Below are 17,054 nucleotides of genomic sequence, written 5' to 3' on the forward strand. Positions count from 1 at the left end.
CGAGATAGGTCGTTTACAGGAGCGTTTAATCCTTGTAAGATTGGTCCTACAGCTTCAAATCCACCTAGACGTTGAGCAATTTTGTATCCAATGTTACCAGCTTCTAAGCTTGGGAATACAAATACATTAGCATCCCCTTGTACTTTTGAATTAGGAGCTTTTAATTTAGCTACTGAAGGTACAACTGCAGCATCAAATTGTAATTCACCTTCTACCGCTAATTCAGGTGCATTTTCTTTAACTAACTTAGTAGCTTCTGCTACTTTTGTAGTGTCTTCAGTAACAGCTGAACCTAAAGTAGAGAAACTTAACATTGCTACTTTTGGATCAACGTTAAAGCTTTTAGCTGTTTTAGCACTTTCAATAGCGATTTCAGCTAATCCTTCAGCGTCTAATGTTGGGTTAATCGCACAGTCAGCAAATACATAACGTTTGTCTTCTTTACTCATGATGAATGCACCGCTTGTACGTTTTGTTCCTGGTTTTGTTTTAATAATTTGTAATGCTGGACGAACAGTATCTCCAGTAGAGTGAATTGCTCCAGATACTAATCCTTCAACTTCACCAGTGTATACTAACATAGTTCCGAAGTAGTTAACATCTTTTAATAATTCACGAGCTTTTTCTTCAGTTACTTTTCCTGCACGACGTTCTACAAACTTAGCAACTAATTCTTCTAATTTTTCGTAGTTTTCGTGATCGATAACTTCTAGATTAGAAGCATCTAAAGATAATCCTTTAGCAATTTCTTCTACTTTTTCTTTTTTCCCAACTAACACAGGTTTAACATAACTAGTAGCGCCTAATTTAACAGCCGCTTCTAATACACGCTCATCATATGCTTCTGGTAGTACGATACGTACATTTTTCCCTTCTAATTTTTGTTGAAGTTCTACAAATAAATCATTTGCCATCTTCATTTCCTCCTAATTGTATATAATATCTTTAATATGTCTTATCGGCTTTAAACTTAAAGCATCGAAAAGACTGCCCTTACCTAAAATAGTATACCCTAATAACAATCCAATATAAAATATTATGATCATTAAGGCTATGTTTCGCAAATATCTTACTAATTTATCATTTGATTTCATAATAAATTCCTACTCATCTATTCTTTGAATATCTGCACCTAGTTTTCTCATTTTTTCTTCGATGTCTACATATCCTCTATCAATGTGGTAAATATTTGTAACTTTTGTAGTTCCTGTAGCCATTAAACCAGCAATGACAAGAGCTGCTCCAGAACGTAAATCCGTAGCTTTAACAGTAGTTCCTTCTAAATGAGGTAATCCTTCAATTAGTGAACTTCTACCTTCAATTCTAATCTTCGCATTCATTCTGCGTAGCTCTTCAACATGCATAAATCTATTTTCAAAAACAGTCTCAGTAATAGTACTAGTACCATCAGCTAATAATGTTAATACACACATAATAGACTGCATATCTGTTAAGAATCCTGGATGTGGTAATGTCTTAACATCTACAGGTCTTAAACTATCTAGTTTATTACTAACACGCATAGACGTTTCATCAACTACTTCTATATTAACACCCATTTCACGCATCTTACTTACTAAGGCAACATTATCTCTATAAGGCGCACCTTTAACTAGTACGTCCCCTTTAGTTGCTGCAGCTGCGATCATGTATGTAGCAGCTTCTACACGGTCAGGCATCACTGTATATTCGGTACCTACTAATTTCTCTACTCCTTCGATAACTAAAACAGAAGTTCCTTTACCTTCAATCTTGGCTCCCATTTTAATTAAGAAGTTAATCATATCCTCAATTTCTGGTTCTTGAGCCGCATTAACAATAGTAGTTTTTCCTTTTGCTAAACAGCTTGCCATAATAACATTTTGAGTACCACCTACACTTGGGAAATCAAAGAAAATTGTTGTTCCTTCTAATTCTTTTTCTGCTCTTGCCTCAACAAAACCAGCATCTTGAATAATTGTTGCCCCTAACGCTTCAAACCCTTTTAAGTGTTGGTCAATAGGTCTACTTCCAATTGAACATCCACCAGGCATTGCCACTTTAGCACTTCCTTCACGTGCTAACATTGGTCCTAAAACTAAAAATGAAGCACGCATTTTACTAACAAATTCGAATGAAGCTTCTGTTAATAATGGTTTTCTTGCATCCATTTCCAAAGTATTTTCTTCTGGTTTATAATCTACCTTTACTCCTAGACTTTCAAATAATAATGATATTGTTTTAATATCTGATAACTTAGGAACATTATAAAATTTACTCGTACCCTCTGTCGCTAATAAACCTGCAGCTAAAATTGGTAAAGCTGCATTCTTCGCACCAGAAACTTGTACTTCTCCTATTAAAGGTGTTCCACCTTTAACGATTATCTTTTCCAAGTTGTTTCCTCCATCTCTATATTTACATTTTATATCACATATAATAGTACCACAAATTAAAAAATAAATAAAGTTTGAATAAATATTTTTAATATTTATTTGATTAACTAAGTATTTCTACATGACAGTGCAAATTTAGTTTTAGTTAAATTTTAAATATTGTTATTTTATTTATTAATTACTCGAATTTTTGTTGCGAAACACTAAGATTATTCTGCAAGCATGAAAACAAATTACTTTCAAAAATTTTATATTTATCTTACAGAATAATCTTTAAATTTAAACTATTATAATTGAATAATTCTATCAATTACAATTCATCAAAGAATGATAATTGTGCTTTTTCTGGAAGACCTTTTAATGTCCCCATTTCTCGTAAATATTCTACTACCGTAAACGAAACACTTCCTCGTTTTGAGAAATCTTCAATTGATAAAAAGGCTTTTTCTTCTCTCGCTTGAACAATTTTGTTCGCTACGTTATCTCCAAGCCCAGGAACAATCGAGAACGGTGGGATTAACGTTTTCCCTTCAATTATGTAGTCATGACTTGCTGATTTTTCTAAATCAACTTTCGAGAATGTAAATCCTCTCTCCATCATCTCATTAGCAATTTCATAACTTACAAGGGCATCTTTATCTTTATTCGATAATTCGTTTTTATCTGTAGTTTTTATTTCTTTTATTTTCGCTTTTAATGTCTCTGCTCCCTTAACAACCGTAATAATGTCAAAGTCACTAGCTCTAACAGAATAATAAGCACAGTAGTATGTTAATGGTTGATGCACTTTAAACCAAGCAATTCGAAGTGCCATAAGTACATATGCACATGCATGGGCTTTAGGGAACATATACTTGATTTTTTTACATGAATCAATATACCACTCTGGTACATTATTATCTATCATCTCTTTTTCAAAGTCTTCAGTTAATCCTTTACCTTTCCTTACACTTTCCATTATTTTGAAAGATAAACCTTCTTCTAATCCAGCATGAATTAAGTATACCATAATATCATCACGACAACCAATTACGTCTTTAAGTTCACAAGTTCCATTTTTTATTAATTCTTGCGCATTACCTAACCAAACGTCCGTTCCGTGAGATAACCCAGAAATCTGAACTAATTCTGAATATGTAGTTGGTTTTGTATCATCTAACATTTGAATAACAAAGTTTGTGCCAAACTCAGGAATACCAAATGTTCCACTTGCTGAATCTACTTGATCTCTAGTAACACCTAGTGCTTCAACAGTCGAGAAAATACCCATTACTTCAGGATCTGATACATCTATTGTTTTAGGATCAATACCTGATAAGTCTTGTAATTTTCTAATCATAGTCGGATCATCGTGTCCAAGTATATCAAATTTCAAAATATTATCATGGATAGAGTGGAAATCGAAGTGAGTTGTTCTCCATGGACTCGTTTCATCATCAGCTGGGAATTGATATGGTGTAAAGTCAAAAATATCCATATCATTAGGGACTACTAGTATACCACCTGGGTGTTGACCTGTAGTTCTCTTAGAACCTTCACATCCTGCTGCAATACGTTCTATATCTATACTTCTCTTCTCTATTTCATTTTTCTCATAATAATCTCTAGTAAATGAATAGGCCGTCTTCTCAGCTACTGTAGAAATAGTTCCAGCACGATATACGTAATCTTCACCGAAAATTTCTTTCGTAAAGTTATGAGCAGTTGCTTGATATTCACCAGAGAAGTTTAAATCTATATCGGGTACTTTATCTCCATTAAATCCTAAGAATGTTTCGAAAGGAATATCCTGGCCATCTTTTGTCATTTTCACATCACAATGTGGACAGTTTTTATTCGGAAGGTCAAACCCCGATGCGTATTCAGCATTCAAGAAAAATTCACTATGTTTACATTTTGGACAAACGTAATGTGGGGCTAGTGGATTAACCTCTGTAATTTCCATCATCGTAGCTACAAGTGATGAACCAACCGATCCCCTTGAACCTACTAGATATCCATCATCTAGTGATTTTTTTACAAGTTTATGTGAAATTAGATAAACCACACTAAATCCATTACCGATAATAGATGCAAGTTCCTTCTCTAATCTTTTTTCCACAATTTCAGGTAACTCTTCACCATATATTCTATGAGCCATATCATAACTTAGATTACGAACCTCATCCGCTGCACCTTCAATATTTGGCGTATACAGCTTATCTTTTAACGGCACAACCAATTCAATCATATCATTGATTTTATGAGTGTTATCAATAACTAATTCTTCTCTTAATTGTTCATCAAGATATGAGAACTCTTTTAACATTTCTTCGGTTGTTAAAAGTGTCGCCATAGGTTTTAAATCACGGGCACCAGGATTGCTTTTCACAGTCAATCTTAGTATTTGTCTGTAAACATGTTGATATTCATCTAAATAATAACAGTCTCCTGTCGCTACAACAACTTTTTCTTTTTTCTTAGCTAATTGAATTAATTTTTTCAGGATTTCTTCTAATTCGGCATTATCTGCTATTCTTTCATTTCTTATAAAATTAGCATAATGATGTTTAGGTTGAATCTCAATATAATCGTAAAAATCAATTATATCCTCAACCTTAGCTTCTTTTGAATTTAGCAATTCTTCAAATACTTCATTATCACCATTACCGCTACCAATTAATAAATCTTCTCGGTATTGTGCTAATAAACTACGTGGAATCGTAGGTTTAGCAGAGTTCAAATACTTAGTACAACTATATGAAACTAATCTGAATAGATCTTTAAGCCCTTTAGCATTCTTAACTAAAATCGAACAAGGGAATGTTCTTGATCGTTTATGCGCAAGTTCTAAGTCAATTTTTTCATCAATTTCGTTATGATATTCAATACCAAGTTCATAAAGTTGATCTAGCATTTTTACAAAGATTTCTGCCGTAGCTTTAGTATCGTAAATCGCTCTGTGGTGTTGAACTAAACGAACTTTGTATAGTTTAGCTAAATTGCTAAGACCGTGTCTTTTCGCTTCTTTATTTTCAGCACGAGAGACGAATAATGTATCTATACTAGCATTGTTTTTATTCTCTAAACCTAGTCGTTCAAAACAAGTATCTAGAAATCCAAGATCAAACTTCGCATTGTGGGCTACTAATATATCATCTTCATCTATCCAATTATAAAAGTTAGTCATTACTTCTTTTTCAAGTGGAGCATCTTTAACATCATCATTAGTAATACTAGTTAATCTTGTAATAAGTTCTGATATCGGTCTTTGCGGATTAATATAGCTTTCAAAACTATCTATTTCAGCTCCATTTTTCACCTTAACCGCAGCGATTTCGATTAATCTATCGCGCTCTGCAGAAAGACCAGTAGTCTCAACGTCAAATACGACATACGTAGCATCTTTTAATTTAAGTTCTTTAGGATTTGTCGTAGCAGTAATACTATCATCCATGATAAAGGCGTTTAATCCATAAATCGGTTTAATATCCTTACCTTTTGAACTTAAACAAATTTCAGGATATGCTTGAACACCATACGTATCTGTAAAAGCAATGGCTTCATGTCCCCAATCTATAGCTCGAGCTAAGTATTCTTTTGCTGAAGAAATCCCTTCAAGCTGACTCATCTTCGTATGAGTATTTAGCTCTATTCTCTTTCTTCCAATGTAATTATCTTTCTTCTCTTCTTTATGAGCAACTTCAATAGACTTAGGTTCGATGATTGTATCTCTTAAATAAGGATCATTACTTACAGCTCCATGAATTTTAAGCCATTGACCTTTCTTAATTCCTTTTACTAAATCAATTAGTTCATTCTTACGTTTATTTTGGAATTTCGAATTAGGATTATTACCAAATAATCTTAGTATTATAGAATCACTATAATCTGTAAGTTTTAAACGATACTGACTAGAACCATTTCTGTGAACAATCTCTTCAGTCCCGAAAACCTGAGCCATTATAGTTACATCTCCAGCATATCCAACAACATCCTTAATTTCTACAATATCCTCATCGCGAATCTCTTGACCATATCGAGTTCCACCGCCACCTCCAAAGGCAACAAATTTTCTTTCAGGTTCTTTTGGTTTTCGTTCTGCTTCTTTTTTCTCTATTTCCTCTAACTTAACAATTTCCTGGGAAATTTTTTCTTCTTGACTCTCTAGTACCGCTTCAACATCAGTTTTAGAAAAATTAGGAATAATGTCTTTAATTTCAATACCTAAATTTCCATAACTACTTATTATTTGTTGTTTTCGTTCATTAATAAAGTTATTCCAAATAGATGGAGCCATTATTTTCATAGTTAAAATACTATTGTTAACTTCAACTTCACTAAATAAAATACTCTCCATTAGAACTTGAGAAATCTCTGAGAAATTTTCTAATATTATATATTTCCAAAATTCTTTTATTTGCTCATCCGTGACTTCAGTACTTACCTTCAAACGATAATTAACAATATAATCACCTAAAAAATTCTCTCGTAATTTCTGAATAAGTATTGTTAATTCTTCTACTGAAGGTAAACTTTCTCCACTAAAATTAAACGTCCAAATCTTATTCTTATTATCTTTTTCTATATTATCTAAAGAATAATTTTCAAATTTTGAATTGGATAACTGTTCTTCTAATTCTAATGTTTTAACTAATAAAGAAAAATGTTTATTACTCATGATTCCTCCTACTTTTTGTATAACTGACTATGGCTTCATTAACTTCTAAGTTTCTCTCTAATCTACCATTAAAGAGATAAATTAATTTCCACAACAATTTTTATAACTTCTATTAAACATAAAAAATTCATTCATCTTAATTCTATATAAAGATAAAATGAATTGACTTATCATACAATTTTTTAATATATTTCCTATAAATAAGAATATATTATACCTAACTAAATTATACTAAAAATACCAACTAAAAACAAATGGTTATTTTCTTAACAACTATTTATTTTTAATTGGCATTTTTTAATTCAGCTTATAATTATTATTTATAAAATGATTCTACTTTAGCTAATACATCGGCTACTTGTGTATCAACTTTTTCTAAAGTTTGTCTTTCTTTAACCTCTACAACACCCTCAACGGCCTTTTTACCAACAACTACTTGTAATGGAATACCGATAAGATCAGCATCGTTAAATTTAACACCAGCACGCTCTGCTCTATCATCATAAAGAACTTCAAATCCTGCTGCTGTTAGTTGAGAATATAATTCTTCACTAAGTTTAACTTGTTCTTCTTTCTTAACATCAACACATACTAGATGTACTTGATATGGTGCCACTTCTTTAGGCCAAATAATACCTTTTTCATCACTATGTTGTTCGATAATCGCTGAAATACAACGAGTTACCCCAATACCGTAACATCCCATGTAGAAGTGATTTGCACGACCATTAGCATCTAAATAAGTAACATCCATAGCTTCTGAATAACCTTTACCAAGTTCAAATACTTGTCCAACCTCGATACCTTTAGCAAATTTAACTGGTCCTGATAAATCTTCTGCTAAATCACCTTCTTCAATCATACGAAGATCGTAATGCGCATCGATTTCATAATCGCCTGGGTTTACGTTGATATAGTGGAATCCTTTTTTATTAGCTCCACAACTATGATTGTACATATATTTAATCGCATTATCCCCAATTACTTTACATCCTTTAATTCCAAAAGGTCCCATGTAACCAGCTACACTTCCCATAACTTCTTCAATTTCTTGTTCTGTTGCCATTTCCACTTCAGAAGTTCCAGTAGCTTTCATGAATTTGATGTCATTAAGTTGATCATTACCACGCATTAAAACTAAGTAGAATTCTCCATCAGCTTTTAAGGCTAATGCTTTCATGGCACGATTAACTTCTACACCACAAAATGCTGCAATTTCATCGATTGATTGTTGATCTGGAGTTTCTAATAGACTACGTTCTTTTTTCTCAAAACCTGTAGGCATTGTATAGTTTTGTTCAACTACCGCTGCAGTTTCGATATTTGCTGAGTAGTCGCTTTCTTCAGTGTACACAATTGTATCTTCCCCTACTTCAGCTAACGCTTGGAATTCATGAGTATAACTTCCACCAATATTACCAGAATCAGCTTGTACCGCACGATACTTAAGTTCAAATCTATCAAAAATATTACTGTATGCTTGATAATAATCTTTATATGTTTCTCTTAAAGATTCTGGTGAATCATGGAATGAATAAGCGTCTTTCATTATGAACTCTTTACAACGTAATAATCCTAAACGTGGACGAATTTCATCACGGAACTTAGTTTGAATTTGATATAAGTTCATAGGTAATTGTTTATATGAAGTTATCATATTATTAACTGTTTGAGTAATTATTTCTTCTGCAGTTGGACTTAAAGCATATCCTGCTTTTTTTCTATCAGTTACACGAATAAGTTCTTCTCCCATTTTGTCCCAACGACCAGATTTTTTCCAATATTCATCTGATTGTAAAATAGGCATTAAAAGCTCTGCTGCACCGATTTTACTATGTTCTTCTCTAATTACTTTTTCAATTTTTTGAATTACACGAGTAGCCAAAGGAAGGTAAGTATAAACTCCTGCAGATACCTGCTTCACCATCCCCGCTTTAATAAGCAACTTATGACTTGTTGCTTCTGCAGAGGACGGTACTTCTCTTGTTGTTGGAATAAATGTTTTTGATTGTCTCACAACAATACCACCTCTCATATTTAAAATTTCCTATATTATTATACCATAAATTATAATAATTTTTTCAAAAAAAAATATTTTTTATTAAATTTAAAATTTGTAAAATTATGTCAGTTTTCAACTATTTGTATTTCAAATTTCCACCAGAATATAGTATAATAGTTAAGATAATTATTTATGGAGGGATATATGTTTAATTATCCTAATAGAAAAAGTAATTACATTCAAAAAACTAAATATTCTAATCGAGGTATGGAACTCGAAGAAGATATTAATTTTGCGAATAAATATTACTTAAATAATGACATTGCAGTTATTCATAAAAAACCCATTCCTATTCAGATAGTCGAAGTAAATTATCCTAATAGAGCAAGTGCTATGATCACTAAAGCATTTTACAAAATACCTTCTACTACTGATTACAATGGACTTTGGAATGGGAAATATATTGATTTTGAGGCTAAGGAGACTAATTCGGCCACTTCATTTTCTTTAAATAATATTCACGAACATCAAATAGAACATATGAAAAAAATTTTAATTCATGGAGGGATTACTTTTATTATCGTTAGATTTAAAAAAATCGATAAAACATTCATACTCCCGTTTAAAAAATTCATATTTTTCTATAATCGCGCTAAAAATGGTGGTAGAAAATCCATAAAACTTAGTGAATTTGAAGAAACTGCATTCGAATTATCATTTAACTACAAAATAAGATTAGATTACATAACTATTATAAAAAATAATGAAAGTGAGTTTTAATAACAGATGAAAACTTTATTCAAATATATTAGTTCCATCTTTTTTTCAATGTGCTTAGTATTATTTTTTGCTATTTTAATACTATTTGCAAAAGAATTAAAGGATGTTCCAGATATTACTCAAGCTAATTTACAAGATCCATTATCATCAGAAATTTATGATAAAAATCTTAATCTAATAGCTACAGTTGGTGCTGAAAAAAGAGAATACGTTTCGATAAATGATATTCCTAAAAATATTACAGATGCTGTGCTTTCTACAGAGGACTCTAGATTCCAATCACATATTGGTATTGACCCTATTCGTCTTATCAAAGCAGTGCTTGTAAATATCCGTTCTAATTCAGCACAACAAGGTGCTAGTACAATTACACAACAGGTAGTAAAAAATTCACTACTGACATCTGATAAATCATTACAAAGAAAAATTCAAGAAGCTTATCTATCCCTTAAATTGGAAAACAGATATTCTAAAGATGATATATTAGAGATGTACATGAATAAAATTTACTATTCTGACGGTCAATACGGTGTTAAAACAGCAGCTAAATACTTTTACAATAAAGAGTTAAACCAATTAACATTACCTCAAGTTGCCCTTTTAACTGGTATGCCTCAACAACCAATTCTATATAATCCATATGATTATCCAGAACAAGCAAAAGAGCGCCGCAATACAGTATTATACGCACTTCTAAATAATGGTAAAATTACAGAAGATGAATATAACAATGCAATTAACACACCTATTCTGGACGGAATAGTTGAAAAAACAAAAGAAGAACGTGCAAACCAGCACACTTATAATCCTAAGTTTGCTGCATATATTGATCAAATAACAAAAGAATTAAAAGAAAATCAAAACTTTGAAAATATTAAAGATCCACTATCTATGGGATTAAAAATATATACTAACTTAAATCCAGAATTACAAACATATGTTCAAGATATGTTAGATAATCAAAGTGCTCCTATGATACGTCATGCTTCTCAAGCAGCTATCTCTGTCCTTGATACAAAGACTGGACTAATTGAAGCAATTGGTGGTGGGAAGAATTATAAAGCTGGTGGTTATAATTACGCCGTTGATGCCCGAGTTCAACCTGGTTCATCTATCAAGCCTTTAATTGACTATGCTCCAGGTATTGAATACTTTGGATGGGATTCTCAGACTACATTCTCAGACTCACCATATCAGATTGCTGGAACTAATTTCTATATCCAAAACTGGGACAGACTTTATCACGGTACAGTTACTATGAGTACAGCTTTATCATGGTCTTATAATATACCTGCTGTTCGTGCTTTCGAAACAGTTGGATACGAAAGATCTAAACATTTCGCTGAAAAAATAGGTATACCTGTAACAAAAGATGAACCAACTACAGCAATTGGAGGTAACGTCGATGGAGTTTCTACTCTTCAAATGGCAGGTGCATTCGCATCTTTCGGTAATAAAGGATATTACAATAAACCTTCAACAATAGTTAAAGTATTTAATGCAAACGGTAAAGAATTACCTAATATTAAAGATGAACCTGTTAAAGCAATGTCAGAAGAAACTGCATATTTAATTACAAATGTATTAAAAGGCGTACTTTCTAGTAACGGTACATCGCCTAATGGTAAAGTAGCTAACTTTGATATGGCAGGTAAGTCTGGTTCAAGTACATTCGACGATTCTGCTTACTATAATTATGGTATAGATGTTGTAAACTCTACTAAAGATAGTTGGATGATTGGTTACACAACTGCCTATACAGTTGCCGTTTGGCAAGGAGCTGATATGGTAGACTCAGCTGCAAAAGCATTGTCTTCCGAACAAGCAAAAACTACACAGGTAATTATGGCAGATGTAATGAAAAAAGTTTCAGATAAACAAGTACCTGCTACCTTTGAAAAACCTGCAGGCATCGAAACGAAAAATGGTGTAGAATATGCTAAGGAAAGAAATACAGAAACTGATTATATGTATGCCGGTACTGACAGAGACGCAGTTTATCAAGCTGCTATCGCACAAAAACAACGTGATAGTCGTTCTGCTCTTACAACAGTATTCAACTCATTAACCAACTCTACTAACAGAGCAAATACTACACAAAGACAAACAACAGGTAGAACGACCGCAGGAAATGCAGCTCAAACAAATAGAGCAACAAATCAAAATAGACGGTAACATATAAAGAAGAATCGTGAATTTTTCACGATTCTTCTTTTATTTTATATAAATTCTCACAAATTTCAAAATCTAATTTATCATCGATATCGTAGCTGTATATTTTATCCATCTCATATACTTTAGTTTTATTTGTATAAAAAGTTTTATCCCTTAAATAATTATTTTTTATCGACATCCATATAGAATCATTAGGATATATGTAGTCAGGCTTATCTTGTCTTCTATGATTCCCACCATGACAGGAAGGAACTGAGTATCCTTTTTATTCATCCATAAATAGACTTTTACTTAATTTAGGTTTAGTAATTGAAACAAGGTGATCACAATCTTTAAACATATCAAACACTGTATATATATATTCTACTTTTCTAAGTGGAGAAGTTACTTGTATATTCATAAAAATAAAATCTTCTTTCATTTCTTAAAATAAAAATTCTAAAGTTTCAAAAGTTGTAGAAGAGTCTAGCGAAACTTCTTTGGCTCGTTTAATGTATTTACAGCGTTTACCATATTCTCCTTCACACAAATTAAGATACTCTTCTGAATCAGAAGAAATCCATATTTCATCAAATTTCTTACTATCTATTGCTACATCAATTGTATAAAAACACAATGGTCTCCCACAGAATAACTTCATATTCTTATCTAATAACCCCTTTGAACTTTTTCGTATTAAAATAACTGAAACTTTTTTCAAAAATATCCTCCTCCCCTAAACATTTTTCTTTTTAATATCATAGTACATTATCTAATACAATAATTTAAGCATTAAAAAATCCCTTTCCCTCTCTAAAAAAAGATTGTAATACATCTTTTCGTATTACAATCTTTTAAAATTTCTAGAAGTTAAATCCTTCATAGAATATTCTATTTTTCTTTATACCTTTTCCCTTAAGCATTTTTTCATATACTAGATTCATCACCATCGGGCCTGCGATTATATAATTATACTCTTCACCAACCGGTAAATATTTGTCTAACTGCTCTGTTGTAAATCTTCCATTTTGAGAATATGATTTAAAATTACTTCTTTCATTCCATAACTCGAATTTTTCTTGATATAAGAGTTTTTTATCCTTTTTCACAGTATATAAGAATGTTATGTCTTTATTGTCAAACTTATCGGCTAATCCAAGTAAAGGAACAACACCAATTCCTCCACCAATAAGAACAAACTTCTCATTCTTACCAGATTTTTCAATCATTGAGCTTAATACACCATAACCTCTGGTTAAATTAACCTTTTCTCCCACTTCTAATTTAGGCAGATTTTTTGTAAAATCACCTACACCTTCAATTGACATTTGGACATAACCATCACGTTCTGGTATGTTTAATATAGAAAATGGATGTGGTTCCTTCATTCCTTTTACATTAGGAAAAGAAATAAATGAAAAATCACCCGCTTCTATTTTCCTTAAAATAGATTTACTAGTAGTTATCGTTACCTCCGTAATATTTGAATCTACTTTTCTTATATTTTTTAGAATTCCAACTTTAACATTTAAGTATTTATTATACGCATAATGCCCATAAGCACCGAATGCAATTACAGTATATAAAATAACTAAAACAGTAAATGGAACTATACTTCTTACATATGGAATCAGAAGAACATGTAAGAAAGCTAATAATGCAGCTACTAAATTAAGTCTATGTATCCACATAGATAACTCATGTTTAAAGATTTTTTCTAACATCTTTTTGATTCTCATTAAGATACTTATTCTTGAAGTTAACCAACCAGCCATAAAAACAAGTGAATATATGATTACTGCCATAAAAATATACATTGCCCATTCACCTGTTAAAGAGATAAGCCCCGATGATTTCAACAATTGATCATGTAAGTACATAAAGATTACAGCAAAAATTGCAGTTACTCCATGAATTATATACATATCCGGTAATCCTATTATTCTATCTAACCATTTTGGCTGTGAAGATAGAAAAATTGCTGATAGCATCCACGAATAAGCAAATACTCCTAAATTAATAGCTAGTACTCTACTCCCAAAAATCTCTGGCAAACCATTTCCTATTGTTACTATTAATGGTAACGGTATTGTTAACAATACTATTAACCAAATCATATTAAATATAAATCTATGATCTCTTAACATCTGTTATTTTTCCCTCCTCAAAAACTCTTTTTATACCCTCTTTTGTTAACAAAATCCCTGTTAACTGTTTATTTTTTATTATTTCACTCCAGATTTTCTCGTTAGCTACTACTCCTGCTGTTGCCAGTACATCAACATCAGATAGATATGTTCCAACTACTGTGACTTGAATATGATTAATATCGTTATCACTTTTGATATGTCGACCTTTTTTGCTAAGTCCCGAAGTTGCCACTGCTCCATTTTTTATACTATACTTAGCAATTATTTTCTCCCTATCTTCAGGATTCTCTATCCCAATTTTCCAAATAAAATTACTACCTAGTCTAGTACCGACTTACATATCACCTGCGCCATTAATTGCTCCTGCTTCTATAATACTATTTTCAATAAGAGGCTTTATATATTTCATAAACGCATTTTCTATCACCCACCCCTTTACAAATCCTGTTGGATTATATTTTCCATCAAAAAATGGATCAAATAAACCATAAGTTTCTTTTTTAGCGATTATAGACCTACTGTAGACTTCTTGATATTCCAAATCAAAAAAAGCATCTTGTAATTCTTCACCTAAATCAGTATGTCTACTAACTAAACTATCAGGTAAAAACGGTGAGAATTTCTCTTCCACGTTCTGTAAATATTTATCAATATCATTTACAACTTGATTCAACGCATCTATTAACATTTCATCAAAATCAACTCTAACAAAGGCTATTGTGAAAGGCATGTTCATTCTATTCAATACATAGGTCTTAAACTTAAACATTTTATTTAGCCTTATTTAATGCATCTTGTAAAGAACCTTTAAATCCTTTAAATGTTTCAGATGCTCCAGAAACTAGTGCAATATCGCTACTTTGAGCTTCTATAGCTTCCTCAACATATTTAGGAAGTGCTGTCTTATTAATACTTCGTGAAAATTCTTCATTTGGCTGAAGAAGTACATTAACATTGGCTATTTTCCCACCTTGAATGACTACACTTACTTGGAAATCTCCTTTGGTTGTTTTTGTAACCGCTCCTGTATAAGCACCATCTTTGTATGCTACACCTTCTTTGGTTGAGGAAGTTGTATTTTTTGATTCTTTATTTCCTTCTTGGTTAGTATTCTGTATTTTTTGATTTGATGGTGTAGTTTGTATACTTGGTTTAAGAAATGTATAGTACCCTGCCGTCAAAGCAGACGCTCCTACAACTCCTATTAATGCTGTCTTTTTTATTTTACTCATTATTTTACTCCTATTGTATTGTTTTTAATGATAATATATCATAATTTTCATGTGCATCCTATCAATCTGCTTTAAATATATTATATAATTTTTTGTTAAAATCAAACTAATATTGGTACTTTGATTTTATCTTGATGATATTCTATTTTTTCCAACATAGATTATAACAAAAAATCTTTAGAGATATTTATTACCTCTAAAGATTCTTTTGTTATTTTTTCGGTCTTGTTTCAGGGAATGTAAATACAAAAATGATATAAATTAAACTTCCTAATAAGTAGAATATTATTGAAGAATTATATCCCATGTGATTTAAAACTAAACTCCAAGTAAAGTTAAATAATGTATAAATTGCATATCCAAAAGCCCAAAATATTCCAAACATTATTGTTAATCTCTGTGAGTTCATATTTGGCAACTCATATGGAAGATTTAAATATACTGGGTACTGTGAATACATGAAAAATCCTGATAAACTAAACATTATGTATGATAACACAACATTAGTAGATACAAAAGTTAATCCTAATGCCATGAATCCAATCATCAATACTCCATGAGCGATTAAAAATGGTTTTCTTCTAAAGTTTAATTTTCTAGTAACCATTAAGCTAAATAAAGTTCCAATTATTCCACCAAGTGTTACAGTTAATATCATAAATTCTGGTTTAAAACTTGAATTATGAGCATGTTCTGCTACAACTCTAGGTAGTGATACTAACGGCATAACATAAAGGAATAAAAATCCACCGAAACCTAATGAAAATACATAGATAAATTTATCTTTAAAACCATCAGCATAAGTGTATTTTTTAGCATCTTCTTCGTGCAATGTTTCTTTTGATTCAATCAATAATTTATAAACAAAATAATTCGGATGTTTCCAAGTTATTGTTGGTTCAAAATCATGAGAGAAAATTAACCAACAGATAAATAAAATTATACTAAAGATACTAAACCCTATCATAGTATAACGCCAATCTTCTACAAAATGCTCTTTGAACAGTAAGAATAAGATAGCGACTAATGCAGCTCCAACATTGTATGCAGCAGTAATAATTGCACTAGTCATTATTTTCTTATCATTCGGTATAAATTTAGCTACAAACGAATTTATAAATACAATTATCATTGATCCTCCAAATGCCATAATCATTCTAGAGAATGTGTATAACCAGTAATTTTGGGTAAAGATAGCAAAGAATGAAAAACATAGACAAAATAATGCTAATATTGCAGCTTTCTTTGGATGTAACTTAATTAAAATAAACGCAGCAAGAAGGTTAGCAATAATTCTTGCTATAGTTATTGTATAATTAACTACTTCTGAAATTATAGGAGAAACCTTTTCTCCATTAAAATAGTGATCTGTGATTTGCTTCGATAAGTTTGATCCTGCTACCCAGTTAGTAGCAAATACTACATATGCAGCAATTAGAATAGCAAACATTATTATTCCTTGTTTTCTTGTAGGTGAATTTGCTGATAATTCCATATATATACCTCTTTTTTGTAATTTAGTAGTACAACTCAAAACTGTTATAATACTGTTTTTTATATTCAACTATAGTTTAATATAAAATATATGAAAATGCAAGAAAAATATTTATTTGCAATACATTTTCATATAATTATTTTCAAAAAAAAGAAAGATTAATATCAAAGTATTAAGGTTGTATACTAAATCCGGGGCATGGAAAA

Annotated in this window: 14 protein-coding genes; 2 read left to right on the forward strand and 12 right to left on the reverse strand. The window is 31.2% G+C overall.

The window, feature by feature from the left end; translation table 11 throughout:
• The 5 genes from pta to HMPREF3186_RS01895 form a co-directional block, all read right to left on the reverse strand.
• Positions 1 to 914 (reverse strand): phosphate acetyltransferase (gene pta / locus HMPREF3186_RS01880; RefSeq protein ID WP_060913685.1); only part of this gene is annotated, 914 nt, incomplete at its 3' end.
• A gap of 12 nt (positions 915 to 926) precedes the next feature.
• Positions 927 to 1,094: a DNA-directed RNA polymerase subunit beta gene (locus HMPREF3186_RS08830; RefSeq protein ID WP_081450706.1), complete on the reverse strand. Its 168-nt coding sequence runs from the start codon at positions 1,092 to 1,094 to the stop codon at positions 927 to 929.
• Positions 1,095 to 1,103: 9 nt separating this feature from the next.
• Positions 1,104 to 2,375 (reverse strand): UDP-N-acetylglucosamine 1-carboxyvinyltransferase, encoded by a 1,272-nt coding sequence (gene murA / locus HMPREF3186_RS01885; protein ID WP_060913677.1) that lies wholly within the window; start codon positions 2,373 to 2,375, stop codon positions 1,104 to 1,106.
• Between the two features lie 310 nt (positions 2,376 to 2,685).
• Positions 2,686 to 7,035, reverse strand: a complete 4,350-nt coding sequence (locus HMPREF3186_RS01890; protein ID WP_060913678.1) for a PolC-type DNA polymerase III — start codon at positions 7,033 to 7,035, stop codon at positions 2,686 to 2,688.
• Positions 7,036 to 7,351: 316 nt separating this feature from the next.
• A complete protein-coding gene (locus tag HMPREF3186_RS01895; RefSeq protein WP_060913686.1) occupies positions 7,352 to 9,052 on the reverse strand; it encodes a proline--tRNA ligase in 1,701 nt (566 codons plus the stop codon).
• 189 nt (positions 9,053 to 9,241) lie between these two features.
• On the opposite strand from HMPREF3186_RS01895, the gene recU reads away from it, so the two are divergent.
• Both recU and HMPREF3186_RS01905 read left to right on the forward strand, forming a co-directional pair.
• A complete protein-coding gene (recU, locus tag HMPREF3186_RS01900) occupies positions 9,242 to 9,817 on the forward strand; it encodes a Holliday junction resolvase RecU (RefSeq protein WP_060913679.1) in 576 nt (191 codons plus the stop codon).
• A 6-nt stretch (positions 9,818 to 9,823) separates the two neighbouring features.
• On the forward strand, positions 9,824 to 11,992 hold the full coding sequence (locus tag HMPREF3186_RS01905; protein ID WP_060913680.1) for a transglycosylase domain-containing protein: 2,169 nt from the start codon (positions 9,824 to 9,826) through the stop codon (positions 11,990 to 11,992).
• A 265-nt stretch (positions 11,993 to 12,257) separates the two neighbouring features.
• Here the strand turns inward: HMPREF3186_RS01905 and HMPREF3186_RS09500 are convergent, their stop codons facing one another.
• The 7 genes from HMPREF3186_RS09500 to HMPREF3186_RS01930 form a co-directional block, all read right to left on the reverse strand.
• On the reverse strand, positions 12,258 to 12,392 hold the full coding sequence (locus tag HMPREF3186_RS09500; RefSeq protein WP_269446625.1) for a hypothetical protein: 135 nt from the start codon (positions 12,390 to 12,392) through the stop codon (positions 12,258 to 12,260).
• Between the two features lie 24 nt (positions 12,393 to 12,416).
• The gene (locus HMPREF3186_RS09120; protein ID WP_060913681.1) at positions 12,417 to 12,692 is read right to left on the reverse strand and encodes a cytidylyltransferase domain-containing protein; all 276 of its coding nucleotides are present in this window, start codon (positions 12,690 to 12,692) and stop codon (positions 12,417 to 12,419) included.
• A gap of 142 nt (positions 12,693 to 12,834) precedes the next feature.
• A complete protein-coding gene (locus HMPREF3186_RS01915) occupies positions 12,835 to 14,118 on the reverse strand; it encodes a ferric reductase-like transmembrane domain-containing protein (protein WP_060913682.1) in 1,284 nt (427 codons plus the stop codon).
• The gene (locus HMPREF3186_RS09330) at positions 14,102 to 14,428 is read right to left on the reverse strand and encodes an FAD:protein FMN transferase (protein ID WP_331709132.1); all 327 of its coding nucleotides are present in this window, start codon (positions 14,426 to 14,428) and stop codon (positions 14,102 to 14,104) included. The genes HMPREF3186_RS01915 and HMPREF3186_RS09330 overlap by 17 nt, the downstream gene beginning before the upstream one ends.
• 27 nt (positions 14,429 to 14,455) lie before the next feature.
• Positions 14,456 to 14,890, reverse strand: coding sequence for a hypothetical protein (locus tag HMPREF3186_RS09335; protein ID WP_231724139.1), 435 nt, complete (start codon positions 14,888 to 14,890; stop codon positions 14,456 to 14,458).
• A gap of 1 nt (position 14,891) precedes the next feature.
• Positions 14,892 to 15,353 (reverse strand): FMN-binding protein, encoded by a 462-nt coding sequence (locus HMPREF3186_RS01925; RefSeq protein WP_060913683.1) that lies wholly within the window; start codon positions 15,351 to 15,353, stop codon positions 14,892 to 14,894.
• Between the two features lie 211 nt (positions 15,354 to 15,564).
• Complete coding sequence (locus HMPREF3186_RS01930; protein ID WP_060913684.1) at positions 15,565 to 16,848, reverse strand: MFS transporter; 1,284 nt, start codon at positions 16,846 to 16,848, stop codon at positions 15,565 to 15,567.
• Between the last annotated feature and the right edge of the window lie 206 nt (positions 16,849 to 17,054).

The organism is Gemella haemolysans, from assembly GCF_001553035.1.
GTDB lineage: Bacteria > Bacillota > Bacilli > Staphylococcales > Gemellaceae > Gemella > Gemella haemolysans_B.